General features: G+C 70.9%; 8 protein-coding genes. 6 read left to right on the forward strand and 2 right to left on the reverse strand.

Going from position 1 to position 15,472, the window contains the following annotated elements; translation table 11 throughout:
* Positions 1 to 77: 77 nt before the first annotated feature.
* A complete protein-coding gene (locus ABFX50_RS40155; RefSeq protein WP_346154164.1) occupies positions 78 to 5,570 on the reverse strand; it encodes an ATP-binding protein in 5,493 nt (1,830 codons plus the stop codon).
* 325 nt (positions 5,571 to 5,895) lie between these two features.
* Between ABFX50_RS40155 and ABFX50_RS40160 the strand changes: the two genes are divergently transcribed.
* Positions 5,896 to 6,069, forward strand: a complete 174-nt coding sequence (locus tag ABFX50_RS40160; protein ID WP_346154166.1) for a hypothetical protein — start codon at positions 5,896 to 5,898, stop codon at positions 6,067 to 6,069.
* Positions 6,063 to 7,025, forward strand: coding sequence for a helix-turn-helix domain-containing protein (locus ABFX50_RS40165; RefSeq protein WP_346154168.1), 963 nt, complete (start codon positions 6,063 to 6,065; stop codon positions 7,023 to 7,025). Before ABFX50_RS40160 ends, ABFX50_RS40165 begins: the two co-directional genes overlap by 7 nt.
* A gap of 3 nt (positions 7,026 to 7,028) precedes the next feature.
* On the opposite strand, the gene ABFX50_RS40170 is transcribed toward ABFX50_RS40165, so the two are convergent.
* On the reverse strand, positions 7,029 to 10,529 hold the full coding sequence (locus ABFX50_RS40170; protein WP_346154170.1) for a S8 family peptidase: 3,501 nt from the start codon (positions 10,527 to 10,529) through the stop codon (positions 7,029 to 7,031).
* A gap of 356 nt (positions 10,530 to 10,885) precedes the next feature.
* Between ABFX50_RS40170 and ABFX50_RS40175 the strand changes: the two genes are divergently transcribed.
* The 4 genes from ABFX50_RS40175 to ABFX50_RS40190 all read left to right on the forward strand — a co-directional run bounded on the left by ABFX50_RS40175 (position 10,886) and on the right by ABFX50_RS40190 (position 15,460).
* On the forward strand, positions 10,886 to 11,671 hold the full coding sequence (locus tag ABFX50_RS40175) for a hypothetical protein (protein WP_346154172.1): 786 nt from the start codon (positions 10,886 to 10,888) through the stop codon (positions 11,669 to 11,671).
* A gap of 138 nt (positions 11,672 to 11,809) precedes the next feature.
* Entirely contained in the window at positions 11,810 to 12,475 is a 666-nt protein-coding gene (locus ABFX50_RS40180) for a hypothetical protein (protein ID WP_346154173.1), read from the forward strand.
* Between the two features lie 116 nt (positions 12,476 to 12,591).
* Positions 12,592 to 14,208 carry an FAD-dependent oxidoreductase gene (locus tag ABFX50_RS40185; RefSeq protein ID WP_346154175.1) on the forward strand — a complete coding sequence of 539 codons (1,617 nt, stop codon included), beginning with the start codon at positions 12,592 to 12,594 and terminating at the stop codon, positions 14,206 to 14,208.
* A gap of 34 nt (positions 14,209 to 14,242) precedes the next feature.
* Positions 14,243 to 15,460 (forward strand): cytochrome P450, encoded by a 1,218-nt coding sequence (locus ABFX50_RS40190; protein WP_346154176.1) that lies wholly within the window; start codon positions 14,243 to 14,245, stop codon positions 15,458 to 15,460.
* The last annotated feature ends 12 nt before the right edge of the window (positions 15,461 to 15,472 follow it).

Consider the following 15,472-nt stretch of genomic DNA (forward strand, 5'->3'; position numbering starts at 1 on the left):
ACCCGGACGCTTCGCCAGAACGCGAGAAGCCGGACGCCTGCCTCGAAAAGGAGCGGGCGTCCGGCTTCAGGCCCGGGTCAGGACTGTCGGGTGAGGCTCTTCTCGACCGTCTCGATGATGCGCGGCCGCAGCTCGGCGCAGCTGATGATCGCGTCCACCGAGCCGACCTCGACCGCCCGCTGGATGCTGTGCACGCGGTCGAACTCGGTGGCCACCTCGGTGAGCTTCTCGGCCCGCACCGACGCCCGCAGCTCGGCCAGCTCGGCGGCCAACGCGGCCCGCCTGGCCGCAGGCGCCTCCGCGACTCGGGCGGCGAGCGCGAGCACGCGGGGGTCGTTGCCGGTCCGCTTGTCGACGTCGCGGGCGAAGACCACCGCGGCGGCCGGAGCACCGCCGAGTACCGAGGCGAACGAGCCCTCGACCGCGAGCACGGTCATGTTCGGGTTGAGCGCCTTGGAGAACACCACGAACGCGCCGCCGTGGTAGCGCGAGATCACGCAGAACACGATGGGTCCCTTGAAGTTCACCACCGCGCGGCCGATCTCCGCGCCGTACTCCAGCTGCAGCTTGCGCATCGACTCGGGCGAGCCGTCGAACCCCGACAGGTTGGCCAGCACGACCAGCGGACGGTTCCCGCTGGCGGCGTTGATCGCCCTGGCGGCCTTCTTGGACGACCGCGGGAACAGGGTGCCGGCGGTGTAGGTGTCGGGGCCGTCGGTGGGAGGGAATCCGCGACGCGGCACGGAGCGGGACTCGATGCCCAGTAGGCACACCGGCCGGCCACCGAGATGGACGTCCTGGACCACCGCGGTGTCGGCGTCGGCCATGCCCGCCCACCGCTCCAGCACCGGGTGGTCCTGATCCGACAGCGCGCGCATGACCGTGCGAATGTCGAACGGCTTCTTGCGGTCCGGGTTGGACTCGGCGGAGAAGATCTGACCCACCGTCGTGAAGTCGCTGTCCGGCGCGGCGTGCGGGAAGGTCGACACGTCGCGGTCCACCGGGTCGCTGGTGACCGTCTTACGCGGCCGGCTCTCGCCCGGCGCGACGTAGCTGTGGTCGTAGTGCGACATCAGCACGTCCCGCGCAGCGCGGATGTCCGGCGCCCAGTACTGCGCCTGGCCGTTCGGGCCCATGATCCGGTCGTACCCGCCGATGCCGTGGTTGTCCTCGGCCGACACCCCGCCGGAGAAGTCGAGCGACTGCTTGCCCGTCAGCACCATCGCGGAGTCGGGCGTCATCACCAGGATGCCCTTGGTGTGCATGAGCATCGTGGCCTCGGCGTTCCAGTACGGCTGAGCACCGACGTTGATGCCCGCGACCACGACGTTGATCTCGCCGCCGTCCTGGGTGAAGGTCACGATCCGCTTGAGCGCGGCCGCGACCCAGTCCATGTTCTCGGTGCCGGACGACATCGAGATCCGGGCCCCCGCGGAGAGCGCGAACCACTCCAGCGGCACCCGCATCTGCTCGGCCAGGTCGAGCGCGGCGATCACGCGGGCGCACTCGGGCTCGGACAGCGCGCCGAGCGCCTTCGTCGGGTCGCCCAGCAGCACGACGCGGGTCATGCCCTCCGGGTGGCGCGGCGTGGGCGTGCTGACGACCCCCGCGACGATCGCGGCGGTGTTGCGCCCCTTGGGCCGGTTCACCGGCACCAGCTTCCCGTGCTCGTCCAGGTCGTACTCGGTGAACGAGCCGAACGGACCGGCGAGCATGCCGGTCAGCTCGTAGGGGTAGGGCGTGCCCCGGCTGTGCGCGCGCAGCACTTCCTGGCGGTAGTCGTCCAGCGGCTCGATGGGCTCGGTCGGCGGCGGGACGATGGACAGCCGCACGCCGGAGCCCACGTCGTAGCCGATCTGGACGGCGATGTCGACGATCTCGCCGGTGGCGCTGTCGCGGCGTCTGCCGAGGAACAGCACCTCCTCCAGGCCCGCGCCCGCCGTCGTCGGCAACACGCGCTTCGCCACGGTGTTCAGGTCGTCCGAGGAGAGGTCGGTCGGTGGCCACACGTAGATGACGATCCGGTTCGTGGCGGAGGTCTTCGCGCCGGGCTTCTTGGCTCGGCGGATCGCGTCGAGGCACGTGACCAGGATGTCCTCGGCCGCGGGCAGCGCCACGATCCTGCCCTCGTCGTCGCGCAACGGGGTCAGGTCGCGCACCTGACCCAGGGCGACCAGGCGCTCGTCGGACGGGTTCTGCCGTGCGGCGGCCCTGAAGAGGTAGACCTCCTCGTCAGGCGAGGGCAGCCGGGTGAGGTCGAAGTCGCGCAACCGCTCCAGCTGCATGCGCTCGGCGATGCGCGGGTGCAGGCCGCGCAGCAGCCGTTCCTCCACGAAGCCGTCAGCGGACGGGCGGAAGGTGAAGTGGTGGTGATGCGTCACGGCGCCGCCGTTGCCCGCCACGGTCGTGGTGATACGGCCCACGCGGTTTGACGGCTCCTGCCCGGCCAGGACCTCGCGCAGGCGCTCGGCCATCTCGTCGGGGTCGCTCGGAGCGTCCGACCAGGCCAGGTAGACATCGGCCACCAGCCGGCCGTCACCGGCGAGCTCACCGACCGCCTTGAGCGCCTCGGCCAGCGCGGGGAAGTCGACCGCGGTGGTGACGACGCGGCCGTTGCCGGTCGCGGAGCGGTGATCGGCGACGACGAACGTGCAGCCGGCCACCTTGCTCACCCGGATGTCGCTCAGCGCGCGGTTGCCGTAGTAGCGGCGGCTCAGCACCTCCAGCAGCGGCACGGGATCGGTGCCTTCGCGGCCGATCCGCTGGCCGACCAGCCGGACGAGCGGCTCGGCGCTGGCGACCATCGCGGAGATCCGCTCGGCGCGGTCGGGCGCGTCAGGATGCTGGTCGAGGTGGCGCAGGTGCTTGCGCACGGCCGTGTAGACCTTCGCGCGGCTACGGCGCAGCAGCGGCTGTGCGAACCAGGCGAACACGACGCCGCGCGCCAGGTCCGCGACGGCGGGGAAGCGAACCTGGGTGGCGGAGACCAGGTGCTCCAGCGCCAGGCCGACGGTGACGCGGTCCGCCTCGGCGGGCGGGGCCTCCTTCACCCACTGGCGCAGCAGGCTCGTCACCACGGCGACGTCGGCGGAGGCGCGCTGCTGGGCCAGGAAGATCCGGAAGACCGCGTCCTCCAGCTCCGGCGTGCGGTCCAGGCCTTCGACGCCGTAGCGGGACAGCACGTGCGTGAGGCGCTGCTGGAAGCTCTCCGACAGCGCGGACCGCTCAGGGTCGAGGTACTGCAGGTAGATGTGGAAGTACTCGCGGGGGCTGTGCACCGAGGAGTCGGACTTCGACTCCTCTCCCGCAGGCCTGTTGCGGCTCAGTTCGCTCAGGTCGGCGAACAGGCGCAGCAGCTCGACCTCGCCGGCCAGCTCGTGGTCGCCCCCGGCGACGAGCTCGGCGCGCGCGGCCAGGTAGTTGGCGAGCAGGCGTCCCTCGTCCTGCGAGTCGATGTCGAAGCCCAGCAGGAGGCTGCGCAGGTCCTGCAGACCACGTGCGGCCCGCGCGGCCGCGGGCACGTCCACCGGCTCGGACGGCAGGTCCAGCTCGACCTCCTCCGCCGCCTCCCCGGGACCGGCCGCCTCGTCGCCGTCACCCAGCGGCTCCAGGCGCAGCAGGCGGGCGCCCGCCTCCACTTGGCTGCCCACCGACACCGCGACCTCCCGCACACGTCCGCGGAACGGCGCGCGCAGCACGGTCTCCATCTTCATGCTCTCGACCACGAGCAGCGGCGCGCCGGCCTCGACCTCGTCGCCCGCCTGCAGCGGCGTGGCCACCACGAGCGCGGGCACGGGCGAGCGGACGATGCCGCCCTCGTCGCGGCTGATGCGGTGCGTGATGCCGTCGACCTCGACCAGATGGATCGGGCCGTGAGTGCTCGTGACGACCTTGAAACGAACGCCGTTCACGGTGAGCTGGCCGCTGTGCTCGTCGAAGCGCTCGATGTCGACGTCGGCCGCGTGCTCGGGGCCGCCCGCCGAGATGCCGATGCGGAAGCGGTGGCCGCCGGTGCGGGCGACCTGGACGCGGTAGCCGACGTCGCGGAGCTTGAGCTCCAGCGCACGACCGCTCTCGTGCTGGGCCTGCGGACGGCCGCCGTGCGCGGTGGACAGGAAGCGCTGGCGCGTCACCGCCTCCTCGTCCTCGTAGGCCTCGATGGCGGCGGCGATCAGGGCTATCGCGGAGTGCTGGTGCGACACGAGAGCACCCTGGGCGCGCACACGGTCGATCCAGCCGGTGTCGGCGGAGCCGTCGATCACCGCGGGTTCGTCGAGCAGCAGGCGGACGAAGCTCTTGTTCGTCACGCCGCCTTCGATGATGACGGTCGTCTGCGCCATCGCGCGGCGCAGGCGGGCCAACGCCTCCGTGCGGTCACGGCCGTGCGCGATGATCTTGGCGATCATCGAGTCGAAGTCGGCGGGGATCACGTCGCCCTCGCTGAACCCGGTGTCGACCCGGATGCCAGGGCCGCTGGGCAGCGCCAGCCGCGCGATCCGGCCGGGCGAGGGCGCGAAGTCGCGGTCGGGGTCCTCGGCGTTGAGGCGCGCCTCGACGGCGTGACCCCACTCCTCGGGCGCGTCACCCTCGAGCTTGCCGCCCGCCGCCACGTGCAGCTGGGCCTTCACCAGGTCGACGCCGGTGGTGATTTCCGTGATCGGGTGCTCGACCTGAAGCCGCGTGTTGACCTCGAGGAAGGCGAACAGCCGCTCGCCGGGGTGGTAGAGGAACTCGATGGTGCCGGCGCCCCGGTAGCCCACCGCGAGCACGAGCCGCTCGGCCGACGCCTTCAGCTCGGCGACCTGCCCGGCGTCGAGGACAGGGGAGGCGGACTCCTCGATGATCTTCTGGTTGCGTCGCTGCACGGAGCAGTCGCGCACCCCCAGCGCCCACGCGGTGCCCTGACCGTCCGCGATGACCTGCACCTCGACATGCCTGGCGCCCGTCACCAGGCGCTCCAGGAACACGACGCCACTGCCGAACGCGCGCGCGGCCTCCTGACGCGTCAGCTCGTAGGCCTGGGTCAGCTCGTCGGCGTTGGAGATCTTCCTGATGCCGCGACCACCGCCGCCCGCGGTCGCCTTCAGCATCAACGGGTAGCCGATGCGGTCGGCCGCCGCCTTGGCGTCCTCCAGCGTCTCCACCGGTCCGCGGCTCCACGGCGCGACGGGCACGCCGACCTCTTCGGCGATCAGCTTCGAGCCGATCTTGTCACCGAGCTTGCGCATCGCCTCGGCGCTCGGGCCGACGAACGTCACGCCGATCTCGGCGCACAGCTCGGCGAACGCCGGGTCCTCCGCCACGAAGCCCCAACCGACCCAGGCCGCGTCCGCGCCGGTCTCGACCAGGGCCTTCCTGAGGACCGCGTGGTCGAGATAGGGCCGGTTCGCGGCGAGACCCAAGTCGTAGGCGATGTCAGCCTCGCGGACGAACGTGGCCGTTCTGTCGGAGTCCGTGTACAGGGCGACGGTCTCGATCCGTGTTCCGGTCTCCGCGGCTAGGTCCCGAACGGCGTGGATGAGCCGCATGGCGGCTTCACCGCGGTTGACGATGGCGACACGACTGAACACTGAGGGCCTTTCGAAGACGATGAACACGGCGGCCGTCCCGCCCCAACCGGTATCCATACTCTCGGGTGCCCTCGGATACGGCCATGCGGGGTACTGAGCGTGCTTCGCGGCCGGAGTTGTGGGGATCGTACAAACGATTCACGTCACGGAGGTCTCGAGAGCTCCTCCAGAGTCGCCGGGGTGACCGATCTCTCCTACCTCGCCGCCGTCCGGGAGCCAAGCGGACTGCCGCCACCTTTCCGGCCCGCAGGCCCGGCCGGTCGTGAGGTGCGGCTCTGGTTGAGGCACCTCTCTGGACCGGCACCGGCATCCCTACAATGGCCGGGTGAACCACACCGTCCTGGTAGATGACCTCGAAGCGCCACGTCACGCTGCGGGCGTGCCCTCGGCCGCCGGAGCGTCCACCCAGGACGGCGAGAGCCGCGTGCGGCGTGACGTCGCCGCCCAGGCCCCGCCCGCGCCGGAGATCCTCGACCGGATCTCCCGGATGACGTGCTGAGCGCCGCGGGGCTGAGCGCCGAGGAGGAAGCCGCCTACCGGCTGCTGGTCAGAACCGCCGGGGTGGAGCCCGCCGAGCTGGCGGCGGAGCTCGGCGTCGAGAGGGAGGCGGCGCGGCGGGCGCTCGGCTCCCTGCTCGCCAAGGGCCTGGCGCGAGCCGTACCAGGAGAGCCCGACAGGTTCACCGCCGTCGCGCCCGACGTTGCGCTCGCGGCCCGGCTGCACAGGCGGCAGGAGGAGGTGGACCGGGCCAGGCAGGCCGTGGAGCAGCTCACGGGGGAGTACCTGGCCCACTCGCGGCGCCGCGAGGCCGCCCAGCTGATCGAGGTGATCACCAGCAGGACGGCGCTGCGCGAGCAGTTGCGCCTGCTGCAGGACAACGCGCGGCACGAGGTCGTCAGCCTCTGCAGGGCCGGGCACGTGGCGATGACCTCACAGGAGAACACCGAGGAGCTGGCCGCGCTGGGACGTGGGGTCGGCTACCGCGTCATCTACGAAGGGACGCTGCTGGAGGAGCCCGGCATGCTGGTCAACCTCGCCGACGGGATCAAGCTGGGTGAGCAGGCGCGCGCCCTGCCCACCCTGCCGGTGCGGATGATGATCGCGGACGGCGAGCTGGGCGTGCTCCCGCTGATCCAGCACACCGGCGGGCTCACCCAGCTCACCGCGGCGCTGATCAGGCCGAGCAGCCTGCTCGACGCGCTCGAGGCGCTGTTCGAGAGCCTCTGGGAGCGGGCCACCCCGGTCAGTCTCACCACACCGGGCAGCCCGCTCGACTCCGACCACCTCTACCTGCTGTCGCTGCTGGTGGCGGGCGTGCCCGACAAGTCGATCGCCACGCAGCTGAAGGTGTCGCAGCGGACCGTCCAGCGCCGGATCACCCACCTGATGGAGCAGGCGGGCGCCCAGACCAGGATGCAGCTGGCCTGGCACGCCGCCCGTGAGAACTGGCTGTGACGGTCAGTAGGCCCTGATCACCGTCTGCCTGACCTGGTTGCCGCCGGAATCGGTGGCGGTGACGCGCAGCGACGGATGCGGGCGAAGGACGACCGCGCTGTAGCGGCCATGGCCGAGCGGAAGGACCGGCTGCCTGCGCCAGGTCGCCCCGTCGTCATAGGACACCTCCAGCCGCAGGTCCTTGGCGGTCAGCCCACTCACTCCCTTCTGGTGCCGTACGGCGAAGCCGAGCAGTCCGGGCCGCACGTCGTAGTCGACCTGCAGCAGCGGCAGCACCTGCTGGCCCTGCTTCGACCTGAACGTCCAGGCCGTCTCGGTCGCGACCGCCGTCGTCCACTCCTCGGAGGTGCGCCTGGTGGACAGCTCCAGGCGGTACTCGGCCTCCTGCGGCACGGCGGGGAAGGCGCCCCAGGCGGCGTCGCGTTCCTCCACGAGCTTGCCGTCCCTCAGGAACCTGGCCGAGGCGCTGTCATTGTCGACCCCCGCGCGGGAGACGTGGCCGGAGGCGTCGACGAACTCGGGGACGCGGATCTCCATGGTGTCGCCCGTGCGGGTGGAGGGAGCCAGCCAGTCCGGGATGGCGGGCCGTACGACGGGGGCGTGCCAGCTCTCGCTGACCCGCTGACCGGGCTGGTAGGTGCGGGGCGGCTCGGTCAGCCCGTCCTGCAACCGGTTCATGTCGTCCCAGGTGTACTGGTGGTTGACCAGGTGCTGCCAGAACGAGCCGTCCGCGCTGACGTACTCGGCCCGTCGCGACGGCGCCTTCACGATCCGCTGCTTCTCCATCTGGCTGCCCAGGGAGTAGGCCTGCCAGGGCCGCCAGCCGAACCGCTGCTCCTTGGCCCACCCGAACCCGCCCGCGTCCTGATATTTCGTGTCGATGCGGGCGGTGTTGCGGTCGCTCACCTCGTGCACGATCGTGTCCGGCACGTGCCCGGCCGAGACCTGCATGACGTCATAGAGGTACGGCGAGGCCATCGTCCCGCTGATGTCCAGCAGGGCGTGCCCCTTCCTGACCCGTTCGAACAGCCGCTGCCCGTGGTCGTTGGCGATCAGCATGACGGGGATGGGCAGCCTCACGTTGGCCGGGCTCCATCCACGTGCGAGCGCGTCGTCGGGGGTCATCACGATGATCGCGGCGACCGCCCCCGCCTTCACCGCGGCCTCGGCGCCGGCTTCCCAGTCCGGAGAGTCCATCACGGCGACCTTGCCGCGCGCGCCGTCGGCTCCCTCGGCCAGCCGCCACAGGTGGCGGCCCTCCAGGCCGGGCGAGCCGCCCAGGAAGCCCATCGGGTAGGTGGAACCCGCCACCCGGGCGGTGATCTTCGGAGCGATCAGCTGCCAGCGGGAGGCGAACTCGAACGTGCCCTGGCTGACCGGCTGGGTCGGTGAGACGTTGAGGCCCTCGACGACGTCGAAGTTCATGACGCCCTGGGAGATTCTGCGCGAGCCGAAGGCGCGGTGGGTGAAGTAGGTGAAGATGCCCACCTGCTCCACCGGCTCGCTCACCTTGACGGTGACGGGGCTGGTCCTGCGGTAGTCGAGGACCACCTCCAGGTCGCGGTCGACCTTGAGCTCCGGGATGACGACGAGCCCGTCGCGCGGGTGCATGCGGCCCCAGCCGCTCGCCAGGTTGATCGCCTGCGTCATGTAGGTGCCCTCGGAGACCTCCACGGTCAGGCCCTGCTCGGGCACCCAGGTGAAGACGTCGTCCTGCTGCGACGCGCCGAACATCGACAGGGTGTCGGTGCTCGTGGGCCTGCCCGCCGCGTCCACGGCGGTGAAGCGGACGGTGTGCTGCGGTCCCTTCCAGGTCAGTGCCAGCGTGGTGTGCACCGTCTCGGCTCCCGCGGTCGCCGTGACGTGCCCGCCGTACCTGCCGAAGGACAGCTTGGCCAGGTCCACGCGGACCTGGACCTCGGCGGTGCCGCCGGCCTCGACCGTGACGCTCTGCGCGCTGAGCACGGCGCCCTCGAGGGTGCTGGAGAGCGCGAGCGTGACCGGCGCCGCCGTGGCGTTGGTGTAGGTGATCGTGTCCTCGGCCGTGCCCGTCCCCTCACCCTTCTGGTGCTTGCCCAGGTTGACCACGCCCGTGGCCGTCACGCCCTGCCGCAGGGCGCGCGCCACGTCGAGCCTGCCCGCGCCCGCGTCGTCGACCTGCTGACCGGCCACCGTCCTGGCCGAGCCCACCAGGGCGTCCTTGATCTGCCCCGCCTTCCACTCCGGATGGCGCTGCTTGAGGATGGCGGCGGCCCCCGCCACGTGCGGAGTGGCCATGGAGGTGCCCGACGCGGCCGTGTAGTGCTCGTCGACGGGCTGACCCATGCCGGTGCCTGTCGCCCTGGCCGCGACGATGCCGACGCCCGGCGCCGTGAGGTCCGGCTTGGGCGCGTCGTCCAGACGCGGACCCCTGCTGGAGAAGTCGGCGATGGCGTCCTTGCCGTCCACCGCGCCGACGGTCAGCGCGGAGGTGGCCGCTCCCGGGCTGCCCACGGAGTAGGCCGAGCCGTCGTTGCCCGCCGCGACCACGAAGAGCGCACCGGTCCGCTCGGTGAGATTGTCGACGGCGACGCTGAGCGGGTCGGTGCCGTCGGTGACGTCACCGCCGAGACTCATGTTGATTACCGACGCTCCTTCGGCGGCGGCCCACTCCATGCCCTCGATGACGCCGGACAGGGTGCCTGACCCGTCGTCGCCGAGCACCTTGCCGATGATCAGCTCCGCGCCGGGGGCGACGCCCTTCTTGCCGACCCCGCCCGCGATGGTGGCGGCCACGTGGGTGCCATGCCCGTGGGCGTCGTTCACGCTCTCGTCGCCGGTGAACACCTTGGTCTGCTTCACCCGGCCCGCGAGATCCCGGTGGGCGGCGTCGACTCCGGTGTCGAGGACGGCGACCTTGACGCCCTTGCCGTCGAACCCGGCCTGCCACGCCTCAGGCGCGCCCACCTGCGGCACGCTGTGATCGAGCGAGACCTTGACCTTGGCGTCGAGCCAGATCTTCGCCACGCCCTGGGACAGGCTCGCCCGCTCCTCGTCCAGAGACTTCCACAACTGGCCGATCGTGCGCTTGTCGGCCGAGACGGCCCGCCCGTTGACGCTCTCCAGCGGAGTCGCGGTCCTGGTGGCCATGCCGTCGTAGACGAACAGCAGCGGCAGCTTGTCCGTCTTCGCGTCGTCGTAGCCCTGCTCGATCAGGCCGGTGACGGAGAACAGGCTCGGGTCCAGCCGCTTGGCCGCCAGGTAGGGCACCATGTCGGCGGGGAGGACCCGCAGCTCGCCGTCCTCCTCGGTGGTGTGGAAGCCCATCCGGTCACGGCCGGGCCCCGGCTTCACCTCCACCGCGCGCCTGCCCTGCTCCGACTCCCTCACAGTCACCACATCGCCGGTGATCAAGGTGACGCGGTGGACGCCGGAGGCGGCAGGCTGCGCCGCCGCTGGCGACGGGGGGCTCAGCAGGGCGGCGGCGGATACTCCCACCGCCGCCACATGTGCGGACCAGTGCATGGGGGGTGAACCTCTCGTATCAACAACTAGTGATCACGAGAGTGGGCGATGGCGGGCTCTGCCCGCCAGCCTCAGGACCTGCCGTTTGTCTGCCATGTCGCTAATGCGACAGCGGCCGTCGGGGTTGTCCTCGCGTGCGGTGATGACGAGGTGTCCGTCTCGGCCGTCCCGGCGGTCGTCCGGCCGGACGCGTGGGCGACGTTGTGTGTCCTTCTACGCACATGATCAACTCTGTGTCCTTTGGCGTGTTTCGTGGAGAGCCGGGGCGTTTTGATGTGAGCGCAAGCCGATGGAGAGACCGTCCGCAGACGGAAGGTCCCATCGGGGGACTCCATCACGATCAAGGACAAGGATCCATGCGTACCACCAAGCACCTGACCCGGCTGTCGCTGCTGGCCGCCGTCTCCACGGCGCTGATCGGCGCTGTCGCCGGGCCCGTCCACGCGGCCTCGGCGGGGACCGTCGACCTGACGGCTGGGAAGATCACCTACACGGCGGGGGCCGGAGGGATCAACAGCGCGTCCATCACCGTCTTCAACGGCCAGATCGCCGTCTTCGACACCGAGCCGCTCACCCCCAAGGGCGGGTGCCGTCAGCTCACCCCCCGCGCGGTCACCTGCGGCACCGGCGCCACGGAGTTCACCGCCAACCTCGGCGACATGGACGACTCCTTCAGCGTCGGCGTCTCCTTCAGGGGCGTCGTCAACGGCCAGGACGGCAACGACAGCCTCATCGCCGGCACCGGCTCGTCCACCGGCAGAGCCATCACCTGGAGCGGCGGCGCCGGCCTCGACTCCGTCTCCTACAAGAGCAGCGACTCCTCGGTGCGGGTGAGCCTGGACAACCAGGCCAACGACGGCCGCAACATCGACTCCGACAACGTCAGGGACGACGTGGAGAACATCGTCGGCTCCACCCTCGGCGGCGACGTCCTGATCGGCGCCGACTTCGCGAACAACCGCATCGACGACGGCGGCGGCGCCGGCGACAAGCTGTTCGGCCTGGGCGGCAACGACCGGCTCTTCGCCAAGGACCTGGCCGCCGACGGCGACCTGAACTGCGGGCTCGGCATCGACGAGATCGTCGTCGACAAGGCCGTCGATCCCCGGCCGGTCGGCTGCGAGACCATGCAGGAGTTCTGATCATCCCCTGGCCCTGGCGTTCATCGGAGCGGCAGGGCCCCGGCCCTCGCATGACCGCGGCGAGCGTCGCGATTACACACCGTAGTGAGTGGATACGTAGCGTCCGACGGAACGTGCCGCCGCCGGAAGAAGGATCACATGGGCAGTGTCGAGCCGCCGGTGAAGCGGCTCAGGACGCCTCGCGCCGCAGGGGTGGCGGGGATCCTCGCCGCCCTGCTGCTGGGCGGCGCCATGGTCCTGGTGCGGCTGGCCATACCCGAGCACCCGCTCGACCTGACCGCCTATCTCGCCAGGACCTCGAGCCGCCAGGCCCTCCGGGTGGCGCTGGAGCTCCTGCCGTACGGCGGCATCTTCTTCCTGTGGTTCACCGGCGCCCTGCGGGACTTCATCGGCGAACGCGAGGACCGGTTCTTCGCGACCGTCTTCCTCGGCGCGGGCCTGCTGTACGTGGCGCTGCTGCTCGTCTTCGGCGCGACGGCACGCGCCTACCTGGACGCGATCGACGCGATGAAGGACACCGGCCGGCAGGGCGACTTCCACCACTACGGGCGCTACCTCACGATCAGCCTCCTCACCGAGTACGCGCCGCGCATGGCCGCGGTGTTCACACTGATCACCACGACCATCGCGGCCCGCCTGGGCCTCTTCCCCCGCTGGCTCCTCGCGCTCGGCTACGTCGTCGGGGCGATGCTCCTGCTGGTCGTCAGCACGGTCACCTGGTCGGAGCTGCTGTTCCCCGTCTGGGTCCTGGTCGTCGGCTGCTTCCTGCTCGCCTCCCACCGGCGGCGGAGCGCGTCCGCTTGACCGCGAAAATACCCACTCCATGGCTCTTCGTCGCTTATCGCCGAGAAGGAGTCGGGTAAGGGGGTGACAGATCGGCCCGGTGGCGTATGCCGGCCCGGATCGACGGGGGAGTGGCTGTGAGGGTTGTCGTTGATCTCACGCGCTGTCAGGGCTACGGACAGTGCGTCTTCCTGGCACCGGACGTGTTCACGATGCACGGCCAGGAGGCGCTCATGTACGACACCGACCCTGACGACGCCCAGCGCGAGCACGTCCTGAGGGCCGCCGCGGCCTGCCCTGTCCAGGCGCTCCACGTCGACAGGATGGCCACCCAGCACAGAACCGTGGAGCCCGAGCTGCGCCATCCGACCAGCGACGTCGACGGGGAGTTCAAGCGCAACGGCCACGTCGTCATCGTCGGCGCCTCGCTCGCCGGAGGCAGGGCCGCGGGCGTCCTGCGCAGGGACGGCTTCAAGGGCAAGGTGACCCTCATCGGCGACGAGAAGCACCAGCCGTACGACCGGCCGCCGCTGTCCAAGCAGGTGCTGACCGGCAGGGTGGACGCCGAGCACACCATGCTTCCCCACCTGCGGGAGATCGAGGTCGAATGGCTGGCGGGAACCCCCGCGACAGGGCTCGACATCGGCGCCAAGCAGGTGACCCTCGCCGACGGCCGGCAGATCGGCTTCGACAAGGTGCTGATCGCCACCGGCGCGCGCGCCAGGCCGTGGCCCAACGAGGCCGAGGCGGCGCTCGACGGCGTGTACGTGCTGCGCACGCTCGACGAGGCGGACCGGATGCGCAGGAGGCTGGCCGCAGGCGTCAACCGGGTGCTGATCATCGGGGCCGGGTTCACCGGCTCGGAGGTGGCGTCGGTCTGCCGCGGCCTGGACCTGGAGGTGACCGTCGTCGAGGCGGGGCCCGCCCCGCTGGTCGGCGCGCTCGGCAGGGTGATCGGCGACATCGCCGCCGGCATGCAACGTGACGCGGGCGTGGATCTGCGCTGCGGGGTCACGGTCACCGAACTGGTGGGGGACGAGCAGGGACGGCTGACCGGCGCGCGGCTGTCCGACGGAGGCACGGTCGAGGCCGACATGGCGGTGGTCGCGCTCGGCGCGGTCCGCAACGTCGAATGGCTGGAAGGCTCGGGCCTCGCGGCAGGGCCCTGGGGGGTGGCCACCGACGCGGGCTGCCGCGCCGTCGACATCAACGGCCTGGTCACCGATGACATCTTCGTCGCCGGTGACGTGGCCAGGTTCCCGCACCCGGTCTACCACTACCAGTTCATGTCGCTGGAGCACTGGGGCAACGCCGTCGCCCAGGCGGAGATCGCCGCCCACAACATGCTCAGCGACCAGGCTCATCGCTGGCCGCACCTGTCGCTGCCGGTCTTCTGGTCCAACCAGTTCGGCGTCAACATCAAGTCGGTCGGCGTGACGAGCATCGCCGACGAGGTCGTGATCGCACAGGGCTCGGTGGAAGAGCGCCGGTTCGTCGCCGTGTACGGATACAAGGGCAGGATCACCGCCGCGGTCACCTTCGACCAGGCGATGTGGCTGGACTTCTACCGGGACCTCATCGAGCGGGCCACACCGTTCCCGCCCGACTACCGCATGGTCGGCAGGCCCGACGAGATGCGGCCCGTCCCTGCCGAGGTGCCACAGCGGATGGCGCCCGCGGCGGGCGCGACCGTGGTGGTGACGGGTCATGACCCGGCCGAACGTCGCGTCTCTCTCGTACGGCAGCAGCCGTAGGACTCACGAACCACCGGACAGGGGAGGCACCTGCGTGGAGCCGGCAAGCATCTACGAGCAGATCCACCAGTTCACCAACCGGGCGAACCCGTACCCGCTGTACGCCGAGCTCCGCGAGACCCCCGTGGCGCGGCTGGAGGACGGCGGCTACGTCGTCAGCACCTACGAGGAGATCGTCGCGCTGCTGCACGACCCGCGCGTCAGCTCGGACAGGCGGAAGCTGGCTCACCCACCGCCCGGCGAGCCGCTGCCACCCTCCTTCATCGGCACCGATCCGCCCGAGCACGACCGGCTCAGGCGGCTGGCGATGCGGCACTTCGGACCGCCCCACTCGCCGCGCGTGGTGGAGAACATGCGCGGCGAGCTGCACGAGGTCGTCAAGGATCTGATCGACGGCGTCGCCGGCAGGACGCAGGCCGACATCGTCGACGACATCGCCTACCCGTTCCCCGTCACGGTCATCTGCCGCCTGCTCGGGGTGCCGCGCGAGGACGAGCCCAGGTTCCACGGGTGGGCCGAGGAGATCGTCGAGAACCTCGGCCCCGGCGAGGGCGACCAGGACGAGCGGGCCAAGCGCCGCACGGCCGCCGTGCTCGCGCTGGCGACCTACCTGGAGGAGCTCGCCCAGGCCCACCGCAGGAACCCCGGCGACGACGTCCTGTCCGGACTGGCGACCTACGAGGGCCCCGACGGCCCGATGTCGGATACCGAGCTGATCTCGACCGCCGCGCTGCTGCTGGTCGCCGGGCACGAGACCACCGTCAACCTCATCACCAACGGCATGCTGACCCTGCTGCGCAACCCCGGGCTGATGGAACGGATCCGCGACGAACCCGACCTGATCATCCACACCGTCGAGGAGCTGCTGCGTTTCGAGCCTCCGGTGCACTTCCTGCCGCAACGCGTCGCCCTCGACGACATCACGATCGCGGGCGTCACCATCCCCAAGGGGTCGAGCATCGTCCTGGCACTCGCGTCCGGCAGCCGCGACCCCGCGCACGTGCATGATCCCGAGAGGTTCGACCCCGACCGTCCCTACATCCAGCACCTCGGGTTCGGCGGGGGGATCCATCACTGCTTCGGCGCGCCGCTGGCCCGCCTGGAGGCCCAGATCGCGCTGCGCGAGCTGGCGAAGCGGCTGGTGAACCCGCGCCTGGTCACCGACCCGCCGCCCTACCGCCCGAACTCGACGCTGCGCGGGCCGCGCCACCTCCTCGTCGAGTACGACCGGGTCCTGCCGTACCGGCCGTGACGGCGACGAGCG

Source organism: Nonomuraea recticatena, from assembly GCF_039533245.1.
Taxonomy (GTDB): domain Bacteria; phylum Actinomycetota; class Actinomycetes; order Streptosporangiales; family Streptosporangiaceae; genus Nonomuraea; species Nonomuraea roseola.